Origin of the sequence: Pseudomonas sp. NFACC42-2, assembly GCF_900116055.1 — a bacterium.
Classification (GTDB): domain Bacteria; phylum Pseudomonadota; class Gammaproteobacteria; order Pseudomonadales; family Pseudomonadaceae; genus Aquipseudomonas; species Aquipseudomonas marginalis.
The window spans coordinates 35,309-56,449 of record NZ_FOZO01000004.1 but is presented as its reverse complement, the minus strand read 5'-3'; the positions used below and the strand labels follow the sequence as shown (position 1 = coordinate 56,449).

At 60.9% G+C, this 21,141-nt stretch carries 23 protein-coding genes; 12 read left to right on the top strand and 11 right to left on the bottom strand.

Going from position 1 to position 21,141, the window contains the following annotated elements; all coding sequences use genetic code 11:
• Positions 1 to 4 precede the first annotated feature (4 nt).
• Complete coding sequence (locus BM416_RS11075; RefSeq protein ID WP_027608047.1) at positions 5 to 892, top strand: cytochrome c oxidase subunit 3; 888 nt, start codon at positions 5 to 7, stop codon at positions 890 to 892.
• 6 nt (positions 893 to 898) lie between these two features.
• Here BM416_RS11075 and BM416_RS11070 read toward each other — a convergent pair whose 3' ends face one another.
• A complete protein-coding gene (locus tag BM416_RS11070; protein WP_016978774.1) occupies positions 899 to 1,102 on the bottom strand; it encodes a twin transmembrane helix small protein in 204 nt (67 codons plus the stop codon).
• A 45-nt stretch (positions 1,103 to 1,147) separates the two neighbouring features.
• On the opposite strand from BM416_RS11070, the gene BM416_RS11065 reads away from it, so the two are divergent.
• Genes BM416_RS11065 through BM416_RS11045 form a run of 5 tightly spaced genes read left to right on the top strand, consistent with a single transcriptional unit; the run spans position 1,148 to position 5,071 of the window.
• Complete coding sequence (locus BM416_RS11065) at positions 1,148 to 1,912, top strand: SURF1 family protein (RefSeq protein WP_065937873.1); 765 nt, start codon at positions 1,148 to 1,150, stop codon at positions 1,910 to 1,912.
• On the top strand, positions 1,878 to 2,462 hold the full coding sequence (locus BM416_RS11060; protein WP_092488105.1) for a hypothetical protein: 585 nt from the start codon (positions 1,878 to 1,880) through the stop codon (positions 2,460 to 2,462). The genes BM416_RS11065 and BM416_RS11060 overlap by 35 nt, the downstream gene beginning before the upstream one ends.
• Positions 2,463 to 2,472: 10 nt before the next feature.
• Positions 2,473 to 3,552 carry a COX15/CtaA family protein gene (locus tag BM416_RS11055; protein WP_092488104.1) on the top strand — a complete coding sequence of 360 codons (1,080 nt, stop codon included), beginning with the start codon at positions 2,473 to 2,475 and terminating at the stop codon, positions 3,550 to 3,552.
• On the top strand, positions 3,540 to 4,439 hold the full coding sequence (cyoE, locus tag BM416_RS11050; protein ID WP_027608043.1) for a heme o synthase: 900 nt from the start codon (positions 3,540 to 3,542) through the stop codon (positions 4,437 to 4,439). Before BM416_RS11055 ends, cyoE begins: the two co-directional genes overlap by 13 nt.
• Positions 4,436 to 5,071 (top strand): SCO family protein, encoded by a 636-nt coding sequence (locus BM416_RS11045; protein ID WP_092488103.1) that lies wholly within the window; start codon positions 4,436 to 4,438, stop codon positions 5,069 to 5,071. Before cyoE ends, BM416_RS11045 begins: the two co-directional genes overlap by 4 nt.
• A 124-nt stretch (positions 5,072 to 5,195) precedes the next feature.
• Here the strand turns inward: BM416_RS11045 and BM416_RS11040 are convergent, their stop codons facing one another.
• Genes BM416_RS11040 through BM416_RS11030 form a run of 3 tightly spaced genes read right to left on the bottom strand, consistent with a single transcriptional unit; the run spans position 5,196 to position 7,702 of the window.
• The gene (locus BM416_RS11040; protein WP_027608041.1) at positions 5,196 to 5,969 is read right to left on the bottom strand and encodes a MetQ/NlpA family ABC transporter substrate-binding protein; all 774 of its coding nucleotides are present in this window, start codon (positions 5,967 to 5,969) and stop codon (positions 5,196 to 5,198) included.
• A 51-nt stretch (positions 5,970 to 6,020) separates the two neighbouring features.
• The gene (locus BM416_RS11035) at positions 6,021 to 6,695 is read right to left on the bottom strand and encodes a methionine ABC transporter permease (RefSeq protein ID WP_065926851.1); all 675 of its coding nucleotides are present in this window, start codon (positions 6,693 to 6,695) and stop codon (positions 6,021 to 6,023) included.
• Positions 6,695 to 7,702, bottom strand: coding sequence for a methionine ABC transporter ATP-binding protein (locus BM416_RS11030; RefSeq protein ID WP_092488102.1), 1,008 nt, complete (start codon positions 7,700 to 7,702; stop codon positions 6,695 to 6,697). The genes BM416_RS11035 and BM416_RS11030 overlap by 1 nt, the downstream gene beginning before the upstream one ends.
• 265 nt (positions 7,703 to 7,967) lie before the next feature.
• On the opposite strand from BM416_RS11030, the gene katE reads away from it, so the two are divergent.
• Complete coding sequence (gene katE, locus BM416_RS11025; protein ID WP_092488101.1) at positions 7,968 to 10,109, top strand: catalase HPII; 2,142 nt, start codon at positions 7,968 to 7,970, stop codon at positions 10,107 to 10,109.
• A gap of 81 nt (positions 10,110 to 10,190) precedes the next feature.
• On the opposite strand, the gene BM416_RS11020 is transcribed toward katE, so the two are convergent.
• From BM416_RS11020 to zur, 4 genes are read right to left on the bottom strand one after another with little or no spacing between them, the layout of a single operon-like run.
• On the bottom strand, positions 10,191 to 10,910 hold the full coding sequence (locus tag BM416_RS11020) for a PA5502 family lipoprotein (RefSeq protein ID WP_092488100.1): 720 nt from the start codon (positions 10,908 to 10,910) through the stop codon (positions 10,191 to 10,193).
• Between the two features lie 37 nt (positions 10,911 to 10,947).
• Positions 10,948 to 11,736, bottom strand: a complete 789-nt coding sequence (gene znuB, locus BM416_RS11015; protein ID WP_092488099.1) for a zinc ABC transporter permease subunit ZnuB — start codon at positions 11,734 to 11,736, stop codon at positions 10,948 to 10,950.
• The gene (gene znuC / locus BM416_RS11010) at positions 11,729 to 12,514 is read right to left on the bottom strand and encodes a zinc ABC transporter ATP-binding protein ZnuC (protein ID WP_027608035.1); all 786 of its coding nucleotides are present in this window, start codon (positions 12,512 to 12,514) and stop codon (positions 11,729 to 11,731) included. Before znuC ends, znuB begins: the two co-directional genes overlap by 8 nt.
• A complete protein-coding gene (zur, locus tag BM416_RS11005; protein WP_026136513.1) occupies positions 12,514 to 12,996 on the bottom strand; it encodes a zinc uptake transcriptional repressor Zur in 483 nt (160 codons plus the stop codon). Before zur ends, znuC begins: the two co-directional genes overlap by 1 nt.
• 58 nt (positions 12,997 to 13,054) lie before the next feature.
• Here zur and BM416_RS11000 point away from each other — a divergent pair, with 58 nt between their 5' ends.
• The gene (locus tag BM416_RS11000) at positions 13,055 to 13,984 is read left to right on the top strand and encodes a zinc ABC transporter substrate-binding protein (protein WP_043293815.1); all 930 of its coding nucleotides are present in this window, start codon (positions 13,055 to 13,057) and stop codon (positions 13,982 to 13,984) included.
• Between the two features lie 126 nt (positions 13,985 to 14,110).
• Here BM416_RS11000 and BM416_RS10995 read toward each other — a convergent pair whose 3' ends face one another.
• The gene (locus BM416_RS10995; protein WP_092488098.1) at positions 14,111 to 15,064 is read right to left on the bottom strand and encodes a homoserine kinase; all 954 of its coding nucleotides are present in this window, start codon (positions 15,062 to 15,064) and stop codon (positions 14,111 to 14,113) included.
• Between the two features lie 56 nt (positions 15,065 to 15,120).
• The gene (locus BM416_RS10990) at positions 15,121 to 15,411 is read right to left on the bottom strand and encodes a DUF2782 domain-containing protein (protein WP_060756492.1); all 291 of its coding nucleotides are present in this window, start codon (positions 15,409 to 15,411) and stop codon (positions 15,121 to 15,123) included.
• Between the two features lie 74 nt (positions 15,412 to 15,485).
• Between BM416_RS10990 and polA the strand changes: the two genes are divergently transcribed.
• Positions 15,486 to 18,269, top strand: coding sequence for a DNA polymerase I (gene polA / locus BM416_RS10985; protein WP_092488097.1), 2,784 nt, complete (start codon positions 15,486 to 15,488; stop codon positions 18,267 to 18,269).
• A 269-nt stretch (positions 18,270 to 18,538) separates the two neighbouring features.
• On the opposite strand, the gene yihA is transcribed toward polA, so the two are convergent.
• Positions 18,539 to 19,180, bottom strand: a complete 642-nt coding sequence (gene yihA / locus BM416_RS10980; RefSeq protein ID WP_027608030.1) for a ribosome biogenesis GTP-binding protein YihA/YsxC — start codon at positions 19,178 to 19,180, stop codon at positions 18,539 to 18,541.
• Between the two features lie 192 nt (positions 19,181 to 19,372).
• Between yihA and BM416_RS10975 the strand changes: the two genes are divergently transcribed.
• The 3 genes from BM416_RS10975 to dsbA all read left to right on the top strand — a co-directional run bounded on the left by BM416_RS10975 (position 19,373) and on the right by dsbA (position 21,140).
• Positions 19,373 to 19,675 carry a c-type cytochrome gene (locus tag BM416_RS10975; protein WP_027608029.1) on the top strand — a complete coding sequence of 101 codons (303 nt, stop codon included), beginning with the start codon at positions 19,373 to 19,375 and terminating at the stop codon, positions 19,673 to 19,675.
• A 33-nt stretch (positions 19,676 to 19,708) separates the two neighbouring features.
• Entirely contained in the window at positions 19,709 to 20,335 is a 627-nt protein-coding gene (locus tag BM416_RS10970; RefSeq protein ID WP_065926859.1) for a c-type cytochrome, read from the top strand.
• A gap of 169 nt (positions 20,336 to 20,504) precedes the next feature.
• Positions 20,505 to 21,140, top strand: coding sequence for a thiol:disulfide interchange protein DsbA (dsbA, locus tag BM416_RS10965; RefSeq protein ID WP_027608027.1), 636 nt, complete (start codon positions 20,505 to 20,507; stop codon positions 21,138 to 21,140).
• Position 21,141 lies beyond the last annotated feature (1 nt).

The window sequence follows — 21,141 nt, the reverse complement described above, 5'->3', positions numbered from 1 at the left end:
ATACATGTCGACTCATGATACGTACTACGTACCAGCGCAAAGCAAATGGCCGATAATTGCCACGATTGGCATGCTGGTCACCGTGTATGGCCTGGCCGTGTGGTTCAACGACCTGAAGGCGGCACGCCCGGAATCCCACGGGCCGTGGATCTTTTTCGTCGGAGGGCTGTTGCTGGCCTACATGCTGTTTGGCTGGTTCGGTGCAGTGATCAAGGAAAGCCGCGCCGGTTTGTACAGCGCACAGATGGACCGCTCGTTTCGCTGGGGCATGACCTGGTTCATTTTTTCCGAGGTGATGTTCTTTATCGCGTTCTTCGGTGCGCTGTTCTACGTGCGCCACTTGTCCGGCCCCGCGTTGGCCGGCGAAGGCCCCAAAGGTATTGCGCACATGCTGTGGCCGAACTTCGAGTTTGCCTGGCCGTTGCTCAACAACCCGGACCCTAAGCTCTATCCCGCGCCGGAGGGCACCATCAGCCCGTGGGGCTTGCCGTTGGTGAACACCATCCTGCTGGTGAGTTCCAGCGTGACCATCACCATTGCCCACCACGCCTTGCGCAAGGGACATCGCGGCGCGCTGAAGATCTGGCTGGCGATCACCGTCTTGCTGGGCCTGGCATTCCTCGGGTTCCAGGCCGAGGAATACATCCACGCCTATAAAGAGCTGGGCCTGACCTTGGGTTCGGGGGTGTACGGCGCGACGTTCTTTATGCTCACGGGCTTCCACGGTGCTCACGTGACCATCGGCACCATCATTTTGTTTGTGATGCTGATGCGCATCCTGCGCGGGCATTTCAATGCCGAGCATCAGTTCGGTTTCGAGGCAGCCAGTTGGTATTGGCACTTCGTGGATGTGGTGTGGATCGGGCTGTTTTTCTTCGTCTATGTGCTGTGAGGCGACTTACCAGGGCGCATGAGATACCAGCTGGCCGCTGAAAAACCCCCAGGCGATCAATGCCACGGTGATCACGGCCAGTACCACACGCACGGTCAAGGCCGTGACGAGGCGGTTGGAGTTGCCCTCGTCCTTGACCAGGAAGAACAGGCCACTGAACAGGCTCACGACGGTCGCGATCAGCATCAGGGCAATGGCTGCTTTGAGCATGGTCTGGTTCCTGGCGTTGGTGGGCATCAAGGGGATGGGCGGGCAATGAAAACAAGTATAGCCAGCGCCATGAAACGCTTTCGTCCAGGTATCGCACCAACCGTGGTGGTGATGATTCTGCTGCCTTTGATGGTGGGCCTGGGCGTCTGGCAGCTGTCGCGCGGCCATGAGAAGCAGTTGCTGGTGGACAGCTATGCCGAACGCCGCGCCGCTGAGCCGATCAGCAGTGTGCAACTCGGGGATATGGCGGACCCGGCCTTTCGCCGCGTGCATCTGCGCGGCCAGTTCGATGCCGAGCACAGCGTATTGCTGGATAACCGCATGCGCGACGGCAAGGCGGGTGTCGAGCTGCTGCAACCCTTTCATGACCAGGCCAGCGGCCTGTGGCTATTGCTCAATCGGGGCTGGTTGCCGTGGCCGGATCGGCGCACCCCGCCCGTCTTCACTACTCCCGCTCAGCCCTTGAATCTCGACGCCTGGGTGTATGTCGCGCCCGGCGAAACCTTCCAGCTGCATGCTGACCCCACGACCGTGCAATGGCCGCGCCTGTTGACCGCGTTGCACCCCGCCGCGCTGTGGGCCGAGCTGGGCCGCAACGGTTTTGCCTATGAACTGCGTGCTGAAGCCGGCCCCGGCACGTACGAAACCACCTGGCCCATCGTTGCGATGGGTCCGGAAAAACACTTGGCCTACGCGGTGCAGTGGTTCGCCATGTCCCTGGCGCTACTGGCTCTTTACCTCTACCTCGGATGGCACACCACAAAGGAGAAGCCCCATGGGAACGGCCACGAATCCACTCAACATGTCTGAGGTACCTGATCGGCGCAAAGGCCGCTGGCAGCTGATGCTGATCCTGCTGATGGTGATCGGTCCGATGGTGCTGGCCACCTTCATGTACAAACTGCAGTTCTGGGTGCCGGACAGTCGCAGCTACCACGGAGAAATGATCGGTAACGGTCAGACCCGCGCCGATATTGGCGTGCAGGCCGATGAACAGCGCTGGCAGTTGCTGGTCACCGCGCCTGCCGCCTGCGCCGCCGATTGCCGGCAACTGGTGTACCTCGCGCGCCAGTTGCAGATCGGCCTGGGGCGCGACGCTTCACGCGCCAGCCATGCCTTGGCCAGTGCGCAACCGGTCGGTGCCGACTATGACGCCAAGCTCAAGGCTGAATACCCGCAATTGCAGCGCTACTCACTGGACCTCTCTACCTTCACCAAAAACGCCGCCGCGCCGGGCGCTGCGCAACTGTGGATCGTCGACCCCCACGGTAACCTGGTGCTGCGCTACGACGCCAAGGTCAAGGGCAAGGACTTGCTCAATGACCTGCGCCACCTGTTGAAACTGTCGAACATCGGATAAGGGCATCGTCATGGCCAAACCTGGATTTCGCCTCGCGTTGTTTGCCACTCTGCTGGCGCTGATCGTCGTGCTGCTTGGCGCCTACACCCGCCTGACCCACGCCGGCCTCGGTTGCCCGGACTGGCCGGGCTGCTACGGCTTTATCAGCGTGCCGCAAAGCGAGGCCCAGTTGGCCCATGCCGAATTGCATTTTCCCGATACGCCGGTGGAGGCTGACAAGGGCTGGGCCGAGATGACCCATCGCTACTTCGCCGGCACCCTGGGCCTGTTGATTGTGCTGTTGGCGGCGCGTTCGTGGAGCCATCGGCGTGATCCGGGCCAGCCAGTGAAACTGCCGTTGTTTCTATTGATGGTGGTGTTCGCCCAGGCGGCGTTTGGCATGTGGACGGTGACCTTGAAGCTGTGGCCCCAGGTGGTGACGGGGCATTTGTTGGGCGGCTTTGCGACCTTGAGCCTGTTGTTCCTGCTGACCCTGCGCTTGTCTGGGGTGTTGCCCGCGTTGATCGTACCCAAGCGCCTGCAATATTGGGCCACGGCCGGCCTGGTACTGGTGATCGGTCAGATCGCCTTGGGCGGCTGGGTCAGTTCCAACTACGCAGCGGTGGCCTGCATCGATTTACCCACCTGCCATGGCCAGTGGTGGCCTGCGGCTGACTTCGCCAACGGCTTTCACCTGACCCAGCACATCGGCCCCAATTACCTTGGCGGCCAGCTCGACAGTGACGCGCGCACCGCCATCCACCTGACCCACCGCATCGGTGCGGTGCTGGTCACCCTGGTGCTTGCGGGTCTGGCCTGGCAGCTGCGCGCGGTGGGTATGACGCGGCTCGCGGGCCTGCTGTTGATTGCCCTGGCGGCACAAATCAGCCTGGGCCTGAGCAACGTGTATTTCCACCTGCCGCTGCCGGTTGCGGTCGGCCATAACGCCGGCGGTGCAGCGTTGTTATTGACCCTGGTGCTGGTCAATTACCACGCCCGCACCAGTTTGGTCCGGGTGCGTCACCAGTTGCCCTTCGGCTGGCGCTTCAGCCCGCGCAAACACGTATCGGGCCTCATCACCCTTAAAGGAGAGATGCCATGGCGACCTTGATCGGCGCGCGCCACAGCCAGGCGATCTGGCGCGATTACCTGGAGCTGACCAAGCCGAAAGTGGTGGTGCTGATGCTCATCACCTCCCTGGTCGGCATGTTCCTCGCGACCCGCGCCGGCGTGCCGTGGGCGGTGCTGATTTTCGGCAACCTGGGGATAGCCCTGTGTGCCGGTGGCGCGGCGGCGGTGAACCATGTGGTGGACCGGCGGATTGATGCAGTGATGGCTCGCACCCATAAGCGGCCGTTGGCGGAGGGGCGTGTGTCGCCGGTGGCGGCGCTGGCCTTTGCTTTGTTTCTAGCCGTTGCAGGGTTGGCCTTGTTGCTGGCGTTTACCAACCCCCTGGCGGCATGGCTGACGCTGGCTTCGCTGCTAGGTTATGCGGTGGTCTACACCGGTTTTCTCAAGCGTGCGACGCCACAAAATATTGTCATCGGAGGCCTTGCCGGTGCCGCGCCACCGCTGTTGGGCTGGGTCGCCGTTACCGGCCATGTCAGCGCCGAGCCCTTGTTGCTGGTGCTGATCATCTTCGCCTGGACGCCGCCGCACTTCTGGGCCCTGGCCATTCACCGCAAGGAGGAATACGCCAAGGCCGATATCCCGATGCTGCCGGTCACTCACGGCGAGCACTACACCAAGGTGCATATCCTGCTCTATACCTTCGCCCTGTTGGCGGTGAGCCTGATGCCCTATGTGATCCACATGAGCGGCCCGCTCTACCTGGCCTGTGCGCTGGTTTTGGGCGGACGCTTTCTGCAATGGGCCTGGGTGCTGTACCGTGGCGCTCAGCCGCACGCGGCGATCAACACCTTCAAGTACTCTATCTGGTACCTGTTCCTGCTGTTTATCGCCCTGCTCGTAGACCACTACTTACTGTTGAACCTATGACTCGAACTCAAAAAACCGTCTTTATCCTGGTGGCCATCGTCGCGTTGATCATGGGCCTGACCGTTAACAAAGTGCTCTCGGGCAAGGGCCAGGGCGACCCTACGGCATTGATTGATGCCGGCATCATCCTGCTGCCGCAAAGCCGCCAGCTGCCGCCGGTGACCATGACCAACCAGGAAGGCCAGCCGGTGCTGGTCAACGAGTTGAAAGGCAAGTGGAGCCTGCTGTTCTTCGGCTACACCTTCTGCCCCGACATCTGCCCGACCACCCTCGCCCAACTGCGCCAGATCAAGAGCGAGTTGCCTAAGGAGGCTGTGGACAAGTTGCAGGTAATCCTGGTCAGCGTCGACCCGAACCGCGACACCCCGACCCAGCTCAAGCAGTACCTGGGCTACTTCGACCCGCAATTCCAAGGCCTCACCGGCGCGAACGTGGAGGATGTGCAGAAGGTTTCGAATGCCGTGAGCATCCCGTTCATCCCGGCAGACACCAGCAAGCCCAACTACACCGTCGACCACAGCGGCAACCTCGCGCTGATCGGTCCGGATGGTACCCAGCGCGGCTTTATCCGTGCGCCGTTGAACAACCAGAAGCTGGTGGCGCAACTGCCGGGGCTATTGCAGCGCAAGTAACAGGCAATGCACAACACATGTGGGGCTTGCCCCCGATGGCAGTCGTTCAGTCAACATCTATGTCGACTGATACTCCGCCATCGGGGGCAAGCCCCCTCCCACATTTTTTTGAGATCGCGTCGGATCAGAACGCCGGCAGGATCGCGCCTTTGTACTTCTCTTGGATGAATTGCTTCACCTCAGGGGTGTGCAGGGCTGCAATCAGCTTCTTCATCGCGTCCGAATCCTGGTTGTCTTCGCGGCTCACGAGGATGTTCACGTAAGGCGAGTCATTGCCTTCGATCACCAGGGCGTCCTTGGACGGGTCCAGCTTGGCTTCCAGCGCATAGTTGGTGTTGATCAGCGCCAGGTCGACCTGGGTCAGCACGCGCGGCAGGGTGGCGGCTTCGAGTTCGCGGAATTTCAGGTTTTTCGGGTTTGCAGTGATGTCCTTGATGGTCGACAGGATGTTGGTCGGGTCCTTCAGGGTGATCAGGTTGTGCTTGGCCAGCAGCAACAGCGCACGGCCTCCGTTGGTGGCGTCGTTCGGGATCACCACGTTGGCGCCGTCAGGCAGGTCTTCCAGTTTTTTGTACTTGCTGGAGTAAGCGCCCAGGGGCTCCAGGTGCACAGCGCCGACGCTCACCAGGTGAGTGCCTTTGGCTTTGTTGAATTCATCCAGGTATGGCTGGTGCTGGAAGAAGTTCGCGTCCAGGCGTTTTTCCGCTACCTGGACGTTGGGCTGTACGTAATCGGTGAAGACTTTGACTTGCAGGTCCACGCCTTCTTTGGCGAGGGCAGGCTTCACGAATTCCAGGATTTCCGCGTGGGGCACCGGCGAGGCAGCGACTTTCAGGGTCTCGGCGGCGTGGGCGGAAAACGCGGCAACGGCGGCGAAAGCAACCAGTAGTTTTTTCATCCAACAAGCTCCTTGTTCGGGCATGTGCCGGCTTTTGACCGGCAATGGCCGTTATTTTCGAGAAAAGTGCACCACCAGCTTGTCGCCGACGGTTTGCAGAATTTGCACCAGGATCAACAGCATTACCACGGTGACCACCATCACATCGGTCTGGAAGCGCTGGTAACCGAAACGGATCGCCAGGTCACCCAGGCCGCCGGCACCGACGACACCGGCCATGGCCGTGTAGGACACCAGGGTAATCGCCGTCACCGTTATCGCCGCGAAGATGCCGGGGCGTGCTTCGGGCAGCAGCGCGTTGATGATGATCTGGCGGGTGCTGGCCCCCATGGACTGGGTGGCCTCGATGATGCCGCGGTCCACTTCACGCAAGGCGGTTTCCACCAGGCGCGCGAAGAAAGGCGTGGCCCCTACGACCAGCGGCGGGATCGCGCCCGCTACGCCCAGGGATGTACCGGTGATCAGCACGGTGAACGGGATCATCACGATCAGCAGGATGATGAACGGCAGCGAGCGCAGGATGTTCACGACCAGCGACAGCAGTGCATACAGGCCTTTTTGCTCGAACAGCTGGCGTGGGCTGGTGAGGAACAACAGCACGCCCAAAGGCAGGCCCAATACCACGGTGAAGAACAGCGAACCGAACAGCATGATCATGGTGTCGCCGGTGGCGAGCCAGATTTCGGACCAGTCGATATTGGCGAAGAAACTCAAGAAAACGTCCATCAGCGCAGCACCTCCATGTGGACGTCTGCGGCGGTAAAGCGGGCAAAGGCCGCTTCCATGTCACCGCCGGTGACCGCAAGGGTCAGTTGCCCGTAGGGGATGTCTTTGATGCGGTCGATGCGGCCGGCGAGGATGCTGTAGTCCACCCCCGTTTCGCGGGCGACGGTACCCAGCAATGGCGCGTAGGTCGCTTCACCCTGGAACGTCAGCCGTACGATGCGACCCGGTACATGGGCGAAGTCATCACGCTGCTCGCCTTCATCGACCTGCTCGGCTTCCTGCACGAAGCGCTTGGTGGTCGGGTGCTTGGGGTGCAGGAACACGTCGGCCACCGAGCCTTGCTCGACGATCACGCCGGCGTCCATCACGGCTACCTGGTCACACACGCGGCGGATCACATCCATTTCATGGGTGATCAGCACGATGGTCAGTTTCAACTCGCGATTGATCTCGGCCAGCAGTTGCAGGACCGAGGCGGTGGTTTGCGGGTCGAGGGCGCTGGTGGCCTCGTCGCACAGCAGGATTTTCGGCTTGGTCGCCAGGGCGCGGGCGATGCCGACGCGTTGCTTCTGGCCGCCAGACAACTGCGCCGGGTACTTCCTGGCGTGGTCCGACAGGCCGACGCGGGCAAGTAGCTCGGCGACACGTTGGTCGATGTCCTTGCGCGACAATTCGCCGGCCAGGGTCAGTGGCAGGGCCACATTGTCGGCAACGGTCTTGGACGCCAGCAGGTTGAAGTGCTGGAAGATCATCCCGACCTGCTGGCGGAAACGGCGCAGGCCGTTGGCGTCCAGGGCGGTGACTTCTTCGCCGTCCACCGTGATCTGGCCGCCGCTTGGCTCTTCCAGGCGGTTGATCAGGCGCAGCAGCGTGCTTTTACCTGCACCCGAGTGGCCGATCAGGCCAAACACCTGGCCGTTGTCGACGCGCAGGCTGGTGGGGTACAGCGCGGGAATATCCTTACCGGCGACGCGGTAGGTTTTATGGACGTTTTGAAACTCGATCACGTAGCGAACCTTGTGGGGCGCATTGAAAAGGGATCAGCGGTTAGCCGGGCGCGCATTTTAGCCTGTCCGTATAGCGTTTCTTAGCATTTATTTCGCATTCAACCAGTGATTTGGCAATAACGCGATCAAAGGTCATAAAAAAGGAACGGCAGAAAACCGTGTCAGTCACTACTTAAGCAACTCGATTTCCCAGGTGCCGTGCCTGGGGTTTTGCTCAAACGAGCCGGGGACCGCTCTGGCCACTTTGAATAAGGAGTTTTGACTGATGAGTACCAAGAAGCCAGCCACCCCGTCGAAGAGTGAACTTGCAGGCACCGACACTCTGGACCGTGGCAACACCAACGCCAAGCTGCAAGCCCTGGAGGAATTCCGTTCCGATGCGACCGGCCAGGCCCTGCGTACCAACCAAGGCGTGAAGATCTCCGACAACCAGAACACCTTGAAAGTCGGTGCCCGCGGCCCCTCGCTGCTGGAAGACTTCATCATGCGTGAAAAAATCACGCACTTTGACCATGAGCGTATCCCCGAGCGCATCGTGCATGCCCGGGGCACCGGCGCCCATGGCTATTTCCAGACCTATGAAAACCATTCCGCGCTGAGCAAGGCGGGTTTCCTACGTAACCCCGAGCATAAAACCCCGGTGTTCGTGCGTTTCTCCACCGTGCAGGGCCCGCGTGGCTCGGGCGATACGGTGCGTGACGTGCGCGGTTTCGCGGTGAAGTTCTTTACCGACGAGGGCAACTTCGACCTGGTCGGCAACAACATGCCGGTGTTTTTCATTCAGGATGCGATCAAGTTTCCCGACTTCGTGCATGCGGTAAAACCTGAGCCGCACAACGAAATTCCTACCGGCGGCTCGGCCCACGATACGTTCTGGGATTTTGTTTCGTTGCAGCCGGAATCGGCGCACATGGTGATCTGGGCGATGTCTGACCGCGCCATTCCAAAAAGCCTGCGTGCCATGCAGGGGTTTGGCATTCACACCTTCCGCTTGATCAATACCGAAGGTAAGTCGAGCTTTGTGAAGTTCCACTGGCACCCGAAGGTCGGCACCTGCTCCCTGGTGTGGGACGAAGCGCAAAAGCTTGCCGGTAAAGATACCGATTACCACCGCCGTGACCTGTGGGAAGCGATTGAAAGCGGCGACTACCCTGAGTGGGAGCTGGGTGTGCAGATCGTTGCGGAAGAAGACGAGCATAAGTTCGACTTTGACCTGCTCGATCCGACCAAGATCATCCCCGAGGAACTGGTGCCGATCACGCCGCTGGGCAAGATGGTGCTGAACCGCAACCCGGATAACTTCTTTGCCGAAGTCGAGCAGGTCGCGTTTTGCCCGGGCCATATCGTGCCGGGTATCGACTTCACCAACGACCCGTTGCTGCAAGGTCGTCTGTTTTCCTACACGGATACGCAGATCAGCCGCCTCGGTGGGCCGAACTTCCATGAGCTGCCGATCAACCGGCCGGTAGTACCTTTCCACAACGGCCAGCGCGACGCCCAGCATCGGACCGTGATCGACAAGGGCCGAGCCGCGTACGAGCCGAATTCGATTGATGGTGGTTGGCCGAAAGAAACGCCGCCGGCCGCCCAGGATGGTGGTTTCGAGACCTATTACGAGCGTGTAGACGCCAATAAGGTGCGTGAGCGCAGTGAGTCGTTTGGCGACCACTTCTCCCAGGCTGCGCTGTTTTTCCACAGCATGAGCCACCACGAGAAAGAGCACATCATCGCGGCCTACAGCTTCGAGTTGGGCAAGGTGGAGCGCGAGTTTATCCGCGCGCGTCAGGTCAACGAGATTCTGGCCAATATCGATCTGGAACTGGCCAAGCGCGTGGCGCAGAACCTTGGTCTGCCGGCACCGACCAAAGGCACGGTAGCGCCGCGTGAGTCTTCGCTGAAAGAGTCGCCGGCATTGAGCCAGGTGAACCTGCTGTCTGGCGATATCAAGACGCGCAAAGTCGCGATTCTCGCGGCTGACGGTGTGGATGGCGCGGCAATCGATGCGCTGAAAAAAGCCCTGGAGACAGAAGGTGCCCATGCCAAGTTGCTGGGGCCGACCTCGGCGCCGGTGAAGACGGCGGATGGCAAGCGCCTGCCGGTGGATGCGTCGATGGAAGGCATGCCGTCGATTGCGTTTGACGCCGTGTTTATCCCGGGCGGAAAAGAGTCGGTGAAAGCACTGAGCGGTGATGGTGTGGCGCTGCATTACGTTCTGGAAGCCTACAAACACCTGAAGGCGATTGCGGTTGCCAGTGACGCGAAACCACTGCTGGATCTGCTGAAGCTGGAGACGGATGCGGGGTTGATCGTGGGTTCTGATGCGAAGGCGTTCAAGGCGTTTTTTGCCGCGATTGCACAGCATCGGGTTTGGGATCGTGAGCCGAAGGCTAAGGCGATTCCGGCTTAATTTATTGGTTGCTTGTTGGATCGCTATCGGGGGCAAGCCCCTCTCACAATTCAAATGTGAGAGGAGCTTGCCCCCGATGCGTTATTCCGCCTTGCGCGGAATCAGCACAACCTGCGCCTGAATATGATTCAGAATCTGCCGGTGTATCTTCAGGTCATACCCCGAATCAATACGCTTCACCCGTTTGGTCAGCAACGTGGCCAGCCACGGGTAGTCCTGAGTGCGCGGTGCCTGGATCGTCACATCGCACTGGTAATTCACCACGTCGGTGGCAATCGCATCCAGTTGATGGCGCAGCGCTTCAATATCAGTGAGGTTCAGCGCCACGGTGGTGCTTGGCGCGGCCGGGTCGATGACCTTGGCAGCGGGCTTGGCTTCGGCGGCCTTGAGGGCCTCTTCGGCTTTATCCAGCTCGACTTTACGGGCGTGGGTGATGGCGCTGTTGACGCCACCGGTCAGCGCCGGCGCCTTGGGCATCAGTGCACGGGCACGGCTCAGGGCGGTGGCGGCGGCGTTTACGTCGCCTTTTTGCAGCACGATCTGGCTGCGCTGCAGGTAAGCCTCGGCCAATTGCCGTTGGTAGGGTTCCAGCGTCGGGTCATTGGGCGACTGGGCCTGCAGCGCGGCCAGTTGGTCTTCGGCGGTGGCCAGCTCACTGCTGGCCAGGTTTTGCTCCAGCTGCGCGATGGCCGCAGCACGCGGATCCGGGGCCTCTGGGGCGGCGGGCGGTGTGCTTTGACAGGCGCCCAGCAGCAGGGAAAACGCGGCAAGGAGCAGATAACGGGAGGTGAACAGCTTCATTCCTGCGACTCTCTATTTGCGCAAAAAGCGAGCAAGTCTACACCCCTCGACGGGGCAGGACAAAACTCAGCAAAAACAGGGCGGCCGCCGTGACTACAATCGACGGTCCGGCCGGCGTGTCCTTGAACCATGACAACGCCAGGCCCCCGCACACTGCCAGCATCCCCAACAGGCTGGCACCGATCGCCATCTGCTCCGGTGAGCGGGCGTGGCGCTGGGCGGCGGCGGCGGGAATGATCAACAGCGACGTGATCAACAATACGCCGACAATCTTCATCGCGACAGCGATCACCACGGCAATCAGCAGCATCAGGGCCATGCGCAACGCAGATACGGGCAAACCTTCGACCCTGGCCAGTTCTTCATGCACCGTGATGGCCAGCAGTGGGCGCCACAGGGCGACCAACAGCACCAATACTGCAGCGCTGCCGCCGAGAATCCAGGCAAGATCGGTGGGGCTGATCGCCAGCAGGTCGCCGAACAGATAGGCCATCAGGTCGATGCGCACTTCATGCATAAAGCTCAGCACCACCAGGCCCAGGGACAGCGTGCTCGGCGCCAGGATGCCCAGCAGGGTGTCCGAGGCCAGTGGCTGGCGCTGTTGCAGGGTCACCAGCAGTACCGCCAGCAGCAGGCAGCCCACGGTCACGGCGATGGTCGGGCTCACATCCAGCAGGAAGCCCATGGCCACGCCCAGCAGCGCGGCGTGGGACAAGGTGTCGCCAAAATACGCCATGCGCCGCCAGACCACGAACGAGCCCAGCGGGCCCGCCACCAGCGCCAGAGCCAAGCCTGCCAGCAGGGCGTAAAGCAGAAAATCAGCCATGCTTGCAGCTATCTCCATGAACGTGGGTGTGGGGCGTCGCGGGATCGTCAACGACAGCGCCATGCAGGTCATGGGCGTGATCGTGATGGTGGTGATAGATCGCCAGGCTCTGGGCGTTCTTGCCGAACAGTTCGACGAACGCCGGGTCGTTGCTGACTTGTTCCGGGTGGCCGGAGCAGCACACGTGGCGGTTGAGGCATACCACCTGGTCGGTGGTGCTCATCACCAGGTGCAAGTCATGGGAGACCATCAGCACGCCGCAGCCATGGCGGTCGCGCAGGCGGGTGATCAGGCTGTACAGCTCGGCCTGGCCGGCGACGTCGACGCCCTGCACGGGTTCATCCAGCACCAGCAACTCGGGCTCGCGCAACAGGGCACGGGCCAGCAGCACGCGCTGCATTTCGCCGCCGGAGATGCTTTGCACCGGGCTGTCGATGACCTGCTCGGCACCGACTTCCTTGAGGGCGGCCTGCGCGCGGGCGCGATCCACACCGGGCACCAGGCGCAAAAACCGCAGTACGGACAAGGGCAGGGTCGGATCAACGTGCAGCTTTTGCGGCATGTAGCCCACGCGCAGCCTGGGCTTGCGCCACACGCTGCCGGTGTCGGGCTTGAGCAGGCCGAGTACGGCGCGCACCAGGGTGGTCTTGCCGGCGCCATTGGGGCCGATCAGGGTGACGATCTGCCCCGGTTCGACGCTCAACGCGATGTTGTCCAGCACGTTCTGCCCGGCAAACGTGACGCCGACCTGCTCCAGGCGAATTAACGCATTGCTCATCAAGCCCCCTGGCAGCCCGAGCACAGGCCGACCACTTCGACCGTCTGCCCTTCGACCCGGAAGCCAACGTCGGCGGAGCTCTTGATGATGGCGTCGCTGATGCTCTTTTGTTCAAGCTCGATGGCGGCGTGGCACTCGCGGCAGATCAGGAACTGGCCCTGATGCGCGTGTTCCGGGTGGTTGCAGCCGACAAAGGCGTTGAGCGAGGCAATGCGGTGCACCAGGCCGTTTTCCAGCAGGAAATCCAGCGCGCGGTACACGGTAGGCGGCGCGGCCCGGCGGCCGTCCTGCTCGCTGAGCACACCCAGGATGTCGTAGGCACCCAGGGGCTTGTGGCTCTGCCAGACGAGTTCCAGCACCCGGCGACGCAGGGCGGTCAGGCGCAAGCCTTTCTGTGCGCACAGGGTGTCGGCCTCCGACAGCGCGGTATGCACGCAGTGAGAGTGGTCGTGTGGACGGCTGGCAAGCGGTGTTTTAGGCATGAGCGGCGACAGATATTTGATAGAGACGTTATTATGTTACCCGTTCCTACGTCATTGAGTGGTCATCGTGTCCCGACTTTTTCCCGTTTTTGTCGTATTTGTCACCAGTTTGTTCCTCGCTGGTGCCGCTCAGGCCGAGGTAAAGGTGCTCACAAGCATCAAGCCATTGCAGTTGATTGCCGCTGCCGTGCAGGACGGTGTGGCGGTTCCGGAGGTATTGCTGCCGCCGGGTGCATCGCCCCATAACTTCGCCTTGCGCCCATCCGACGTACGGCGCGTGCAGTCGGTCGATCTGCTGTATTGGATCGGGCCGGACATGGAGGGCTTCCTGCCTCGCGTGCTCAAGGGGCGTACCGCACCGACCGTAGCGGTTCAAGACCTTCCGGGGCTGAAATTGCGTCGGTTCGCCGAAGATAGCCATTCCCACGCCGACGATGCCGACGAACATGACCATGATCACCGCCCGGGGAGCCTGGATGCGCACCTGTGGCTGTCCACGGTGAACGCTCGGGTGATCGCAGCGCGTATGGCCGCTGACCTCAGTGCCGCCGACCCAGTGAACGCCGCGCGTTATCAGAGCAATGCCAAGGCTTTCGACGAGCGCCTGGATGCACTGGATGCGCGCCTGAAAAAACGCCTGGCGAGCATCGGTGACAAACCTTACTTCGTGTTCCACGAAGCCTTTGATTACTTCGAAGACGCCTACGGGCTCAAGCACACCGGCGTGTTCAGCGTTGCTGCCGAAGTGCAGCCTGGCGCCCAGCATGTGGCGGCGATGCGTACGCGTTTGCAGGAAGTGGGCAAGACCTGTGTGTTCAGTGAGCCGCCGTTGCGTCCGCGTCTGGCCGAAACCTTGGTGGCAGGTTTGCCGGTGAAGCTGGCGGAATTGGATGCGCTGGGCGGCTACACCCCGGCCACGGCCCAGGGTTATGAGCAGGTGCTGGAGAAATTGGGGAATGACTTGGCAGGGTGCCTGGAGTCGTTATAAGCCGCAGCGCAGATCAAATGTGCGAGGGGGGCTTGCTTCCGATGATGGCGTTTCAGTCGATGATCAGTTGACTGGTCCACCGCCATCGGGAGCAAGCCCCCTCCCACATTTTGACCGGGTTGGTCCTTAGAGCGCGAATGGCAGGTGGACGGTGACCTGCTGACGCTGCGTCAACCGATGCTCGAACTCGGCGGGATCGTGGATCAACACATCCTGCCCGGCAAAGGACTCAGCGGCGATCAGGCGCGACAGCCAGAACCGCACGCACGCCACCCGCAACATGGTTGGCCATAGCTCGGCCTCCTTGGCCGTGAACGGCCGCAGGCCGGCGTAGGCACCCAGCAGCGCTCGAGCGCGCGGGCCATCAATCACGCCATCGGCGTGCGAACACCAGTCATTCAGGGCGATCGCCACGTCGTACAGCATCGGCCCGGAGCAGGCGTTGTAGAAGTCGATCAAGCCCGTCAGGTGCGTGCCTTCGAACATTGCGTTGTCACGGAACAGGTCGGCGTGCACGTTGGCACGTGGCAGGGCGAGGATCTCGGCCTTATGGGCTTCGATTTCAGTCAATGCTGCTTGCAGCAGTCTTTGCTGCGCATCGTCCAGGTGCGAAATCAGCTGCGCACCTTCGCTGAGCATCCAGTCCAGCCCGCGATCGGTCTTGCGCTCCAGCACTTTCTCGCCTTGCGTCGCCAGGTGCAGATGGCCGAGCAGGTCGCCGACCTGGGCACAATGCTGTGGGTTGGCGTCCTTGATGTGCTTGCCGGCCAGGCGCGGTTGCAGCAGTGCCGGTTTGCCGGCCAATTCGCGCAGGGCCACGCCATCGGTGGTGCGCAGGGCGTAGGGCACCGGCAGGTCGGCGTCGTGGAGCACGTCGAGCAGTTCGATGAAGAACGGCATTTCCTGCACGGGGCCGCGCTCAACCAGGGTCAAGACGTACTCGCCCTGTTCCAGGCTGATAAAGAAATTGGTGTTTTCGCTACCAGCGGCAATCCCCTGGAAGTCAAGCAGGCGGCCGAGCCCGTAGGGGGCGAGAAAGGTTTCCAGCTCGGGCCGAGCCAGGGGGGTGAACACAGACATGGTTAAAACTGCCAGTACGGGCGCCGCGGTGCGCGGCGCCAATTGAAGTTAAGAAATCATTTCCATTCGAAGATCTTCCATGACGGGATCAGCATATCCGGCTGGTCAGAGCGGATGAAGTTCGCGTCGGTTCCGTCCGCGCGTACCAGGAAATACGGAGGCGCGCCTTTTACGGTCACCTTGATTGCATACAGGAAACCGTTTTGACGGTACTCCTGGATGGTCCGGTCGCCTTCCGTGCGAATGGTCACTTCCGGATCACCCGAAGGCGCGCTGTCTGCCGCCATGGCAGCCATCGGAGCGAGTGCAATCAGGCCGGTCAACAGCAGGCGATTGAATGTACGCATGATAACCTTGTCCCTTTGTTTTCATTGGTCCGGCTATTCTAGCGCCTGACCCGCCGAAAAGGTTGATCCTGCTCATGAGCCAAGCCCCCCTCGTCCTGGTGGACGGTTCGTCTTACCTGTACCGCGCGTTCCACGCGCTGCCACCGCTGACCACCTCCAAAGGCCTGCCGACCGGTGCGGTCAAGGGCGTGTTGAACATGCTCAAAAGCCTGCGCAAGCAGTACCCGGACAGCCCGTTCGCGGTAGTGTTCGACGCCAAGGGTGGGACGTTTCGCGATGACATGTACGCCGAATACAAGGCCAACCGCCCAAGCATGCCCGATGACATGCGCGTGCAAATCGAGCCCCTGCACCAAAGCGTGATCGCCCTGGGCTTCCCTTTGCTGTGCGTCGAAGGCGTCGAGGCCGATGACGTGATCGGCACCCTGGCCCGCAGCAGTGCCGCCGCTGACCGTCCGGTGGTGATCTCCACCGGCGATAAGGACATGGCGCAGTTGGTCGACGGGCACATTACCCTGGTCAACACCATGACCGGTAGCTCGATGGACATCGAGGGCGTAAAGGAGAAATTTGGCGTCGCTCCGGAGCAGATCATCGACTATCTGGCGTTGATGGGCGATTCGTCCGACAACATCCCGGGCGTTCCGGGCATTGGTCCGAAGACCGCTTCCGGCTTGCTGGTGGGCGTGAACGGCGGCCTCAAAGAGCTTTATGAGCAGCTGGACATTGTGCCGACCCTGCCGATCCGCGGTGCCAAGGCGCTGCCGGCGAAGCTGGAAGAGCATAAGGAGATGGCATTCCTCTCCTATCAGTTGGCGACGATCAAGATCGATGTGCCGCTGGACGTGGGTCTGGACGATTTGCACCTGATTGAACCGGATCGCGAAAAGTTGCTGGAGCTTTACACCCTGCTGGAGTTCAAGAGCTGGTTCGATGAAATTCAGCGCGACGCCAAGCGAGTGGAGCTCAAGGCCGCGCCTGTTGCCGAGGACATTGTTGAGGCCGCGCCCGCGGCGCCCGCAGAAACGACCTACACCACGATCCTCGACCAAGCCACATTCGATGCCTGGCTGAAGAAGCTCAACGACGCGACGTTGTTCGCTTTCGACACCGAAACCACCGGGATCGACGCTCAACAGGCGCAACTGGTGGGGGTTTCCTTCGCCGTGCAGCCCCATGAAGCCGCCTACATCCCGCTGACCCATTCCTACATCGGTGCGCCGCAGCAGTTGGATCGCGACACCGTGCTGCTGGCCTTGAAGCCATTATTGGAAGACCCGAGCAAGTTCAAGGTCGGCCAGCACGCCAAGTTCGATATGAATATCCTGGCCAACTGTGCCATCGGCGGTGACCCGGCGAATGGCATCAGCGTGCGCGGTATCGCGTTCGACACCATGCTTGAATCCTACGTGTTGAATTCCACTGCGACCCGCCATGACATGGACAGCCTGGCCAAGAAGTACCTGGACTACGACACCGTCAGTTTCCAGGACATCGCCGGCAAAGGCGCCAAGCAACTGACCTTCGACCAGATCCCGCTCGAGCAGGCTGGCCCTTATGCTGCCGAAGATGCGGACGTGACGCTGCGCCTGCATCAGGCACTGCACGCACAGCTCACCGCCATACCGAGCCTGGCGAGTGTGTTGACGGACATCGAAATCCCCCTGGTGCCGGTGCTGGCGCGTATCGAACGCCAGGGCGCGCTGGTGGATGCGCAGCTGCTCGGTGTCCAGAGCATCGAGCTGGGCAACAAGATGGTCGAACTGGAGCGCCAGGCGTTCGAGATCGCCGGCGAAGAATTCAATCTGGGTTCGCCCAAGCAGCTCGGCGCGATTCTCTACGAGAAACTCGGCCTGCCGGTGCTGAAAAAGACGGGCAAGGGCCAGGCATCCACGGCAGAGGAAGTGCTGGCCAAGCTGGCCGAAGATGACTATCCGCTGCCCAAGGTACTGATGCAGTACCGCAGCATGAGCAAGCTGAAAAGCACTTACACCGACCGCTTGCCGGAGCAGATCAACCCGCGGACCGGACGTGTTCACACCTCTTATCATCAGGCGGTGGCGGCGACCGGGCGGCTGTCTTCCAGCGACCCGAACCTGCAGAACATCCCGGTGCGCACCGCCGAAGGGCGGCGCATCCGCCAGGCGTTTGTCGCGCCCAAGGGCTACAAACTGCTGGCGGCGGACTATTCGCAGATCGAGCTGCGGATCATGGCGCACCTGTCCAAGGACGAGGGGCTGATGAATGCGTTCCGTAACGACCTGGACGTGCATACCGCCACGGCGGCCGAGGTGTTCAAGGTCGAATTGGCTGAGGTCACCTCCAATCAGCGTCGCAGTGCCAAGGCGATCAACTTTGGCCTGATCTACGGCATGGGGGCACAGAAGCTCGGCAAGGACATCGGTGTCGATACCAAGACCGCCAAGGCCTACATCGATGTGTACTTCGCCCGCTACCCAGGCGTTCGCGAGTACATGGAGCGCACCCGCGCCCAGGCTGCCGATCAAGGCTACGTGGAAACCTTCTTCGGACGTCGGCTGTATTTGCCGGATATCAACTCCAACAAGCCCCAGGAGCGCGCGGCCGCAGAACGCACGGCGATCAACGCGCCGATGCAGGGCACGGCGGCGGATATCATCAAGAAAGCCATGGTGCTGGTGGATAACTGGCTGACCGCGTCGGGCCTGGATGCCAAGGTGATCCTGCAGGTACACGATGAACTGGTGCTGGAGGTGCGTGAGGATCTGGTGGCCGAGGTCAGCGAGAAGATTCGCGAGCACATGAGTGCGGCCGCGCAGTTGGATGTGCCGTTGGTGGTGGACGTTGGCGTAGGCGACAACTGGGACGAAGCGCACTGATTTCGCGGCGGCGCCACCACCGAGCGTGGTGGCGCAGTGCTTTAGATCGGAAATCCGCTGCAGTTATTTCCAATAGTTTTTTGAACCTGCCGGAACTTAACCTGTGAACTGCTACTCAGAGTTACTGAATGGGTGGTGAAGCCCTTCAATGCTCCTATGTTGTGTTAAGTGTTGGCAGATATCCGGACCCCGCCCTAGCGGTCCGGTACTTGAACCCCGAACTTCCCCTCCCCATACGAAGTCCGGGGTTTTTTTTGCCCGCAGAAAAGTTACTCGGCGAGTTCCGCACCTTTATCAGCCAATTCCATCCAGCCGGCCAGCACGGTATAGGCATCTTCCAGGCCCATGCGCTTGGGTGCCGAGAACAGCTGGATGGTGATTGTGTCACCCCAACCCTTGCGGATTTCAGACTGCACTTTAAGCAGGGTGTTCTTGGCGGCGCCGTAGGTGAGCTTGTCGGCCTTGGTCAGCAGGATATGCATCGGCATGCCGCTGGCGACCGCCCAATCAAGCATCAGCAGGTCGAAGTCGGTCATTGGATGACGGATATCCATCATCAGGATCAACCCCTTCAAACTCTCCCGGCCACCCAGGTAAGCCTCCAGGTGACGCTGCCAGTGCAGCTTCAGCGGGATAGGTACTTTTGCATAACCGTAGCCCGGCAGGTCGACCAGACGCCGATCATCGTCTAGCTTGAAGAAGTTGAGTAACTGCGTGCGGCCCGGGGTTTTCGAGGTGCGCGCGAGGCTGGCGTGGGTCAGGGTGTTCAGTGCGCTGGATTTACCGGCGTTGGAGCGACCGGCAAAGGCGACTTCAAAGCCTTCGTCATCGGGGCATTGGTCAACTTTGGCGGCGCTGAGCATGAAGGTGGACTGTTGGCACAGGCCGAGGATGGGGTTCTTGAGTTGCATGAGATTTCCGATGTGGGCGGTGCCGAAAAAGGGTGCGGCAAGCGGTGTCGTTTCCGTTTCAGTAGCGCCAGTATATAATGCCGCAGATTTTGTGTGTGCTTTGTCCCAGCGAAGGATGAAGTTCACGGGAGCGATAGACCTTTATTGCGCATTAGAACGCAAAACGCTCTCAAACCCTGAAAAGGTCGATGTATGACCCGATGGTTGCTCGCTTTCGGTGCCCTGGTTCCGCTGTATGGCGCTCAGGCTACACAGGATCCGGAAGCGGTGTACAACCGAGTTTGCGTGGCTTGCCATGCCGGCCAACTGCCGAACGCCCCGAAACGGGGTGACCAGGCAGCCTGGGCGCCAAGACTGGCGCAGGGCATGGACACGCTGGTGCAACACGTGACCCAGGGTTTCAAGGCAATGCCGCCGCGTGGTTTGTGCATGGACTGCAGTACCGAGGATTACCAGGCCATCATTGAGTTGATGGTGAGTAAACCCGGTAGATAACTCTTAAACCCTTAGCCGTAGTTGGATTAGCTGATGAACAAACTGATCGTGAGTCTGCTGTTGACCTTGGGCATCACCGGTGTTGCCGTCGCCGCAGAGGGCCCCCTTAAAGGTGATGCCACTGCCGGTCAAGCGAAAGCCGCCGTATGTGGTGCCTGCCATGGGCCGGATGGTAACAGCCCGGCACCGAACTTCCCCAAATTGGCCGGCCAGGGTGAGCGTTACCTGACCAAGCAGATGCACGACATCAAGGATGGCAAGCGCACGGTCCTGGAAATGACCGGCCTGCTGACCAACCTCAGTGATCAGGACCTGGCAGACCTCGCGGCTTATTTTGCCAGCCAGAAAGGCAGTGTGGGAGCTGCTGATCCGAAACTGGTGGCCCGTGGTGAGAAACTGTTCCGCGGCGGTGACCTGGATAAAGGCCTGCCTGCCTGCACCGGTTGCCACTCGCCCAATGGCGCGGGCATAGCCGCCGCCGGCTTCCCGCACCTGAGCGGCCAGCACGCCACTTACATTGCCAAGCAACTGACCGATTTCCGTAAGGAAGAGGCAGGGCGAGCCAATGATGGCGACGCGGCAATCATGCGCACCATCGCTCGCAAGCTGAGTGACGAGGACATCGCCGCCGTCTCCAGCTACATCCAGGGCCTGCACTAAGTGCCCCGGCAACGTTAACGCTCGATTAATCCATCGATGCAAGCATAAAAAGGGTGGCTGAGGCCGCCCTTTTTTGTGGCCGCTGCCGTTACACTAACGAACTCATGCCCGCGTAGACCTGTCACAACAAAGGTCGCGTGAGGCGACTTTATTTGTCCAGGAGTAAAGCATGCGTAATCTGATCCTCAGCGCCGCTCTCGTCACTGCCAGCCTCTTCGGCATGACCGCGCAAGCTGCCGATGTGCCGCTTGAAGCCGGTAAAACCTACGTTGAATTGGCCAACCCAGTGCCGGTTTCGGTACCGGGCAAGATCGAGGTGGTGGAGCTGTTCTGGTACGGCTGCCCGCATTGCTACGCTTTTGAGCCGGTCATCAACCCATGGGTCGAGAAGCTGCCCAAGGACGTGAACTTCAAGCGCATCCCCGCCATGTTCGGCGGCCCATGGGATGCCCACGGCCAACTGTTCCTGACCCTGGAAGCCATGGGTGTGGAGCACAAGGTCCACAACGCGGTATTCGACGCCATCCAGAAACAAGGCAAGCGCCTGACCAAGCCGGACGAAATGGCTGACTTCATTGCTACCCAAGGCGTCGACAAGGACAAGTTCCTGGCCACCTTCAACTCCTTCGCCATCCAGGGCCAGATCAAACAGGCCAAGGAGCTGGCGCAGAAGTACGGCGTGCAAGGCGTACCGACCATGATTGTCAACGGCAAGTACCGTTTCGACCTGGGCACCACCGGTGGTCCTGAAGCGACCCTCAACGTTGCCGACCAGTTGATCGCCAAAGAACGCGCAGCCAAGTAAG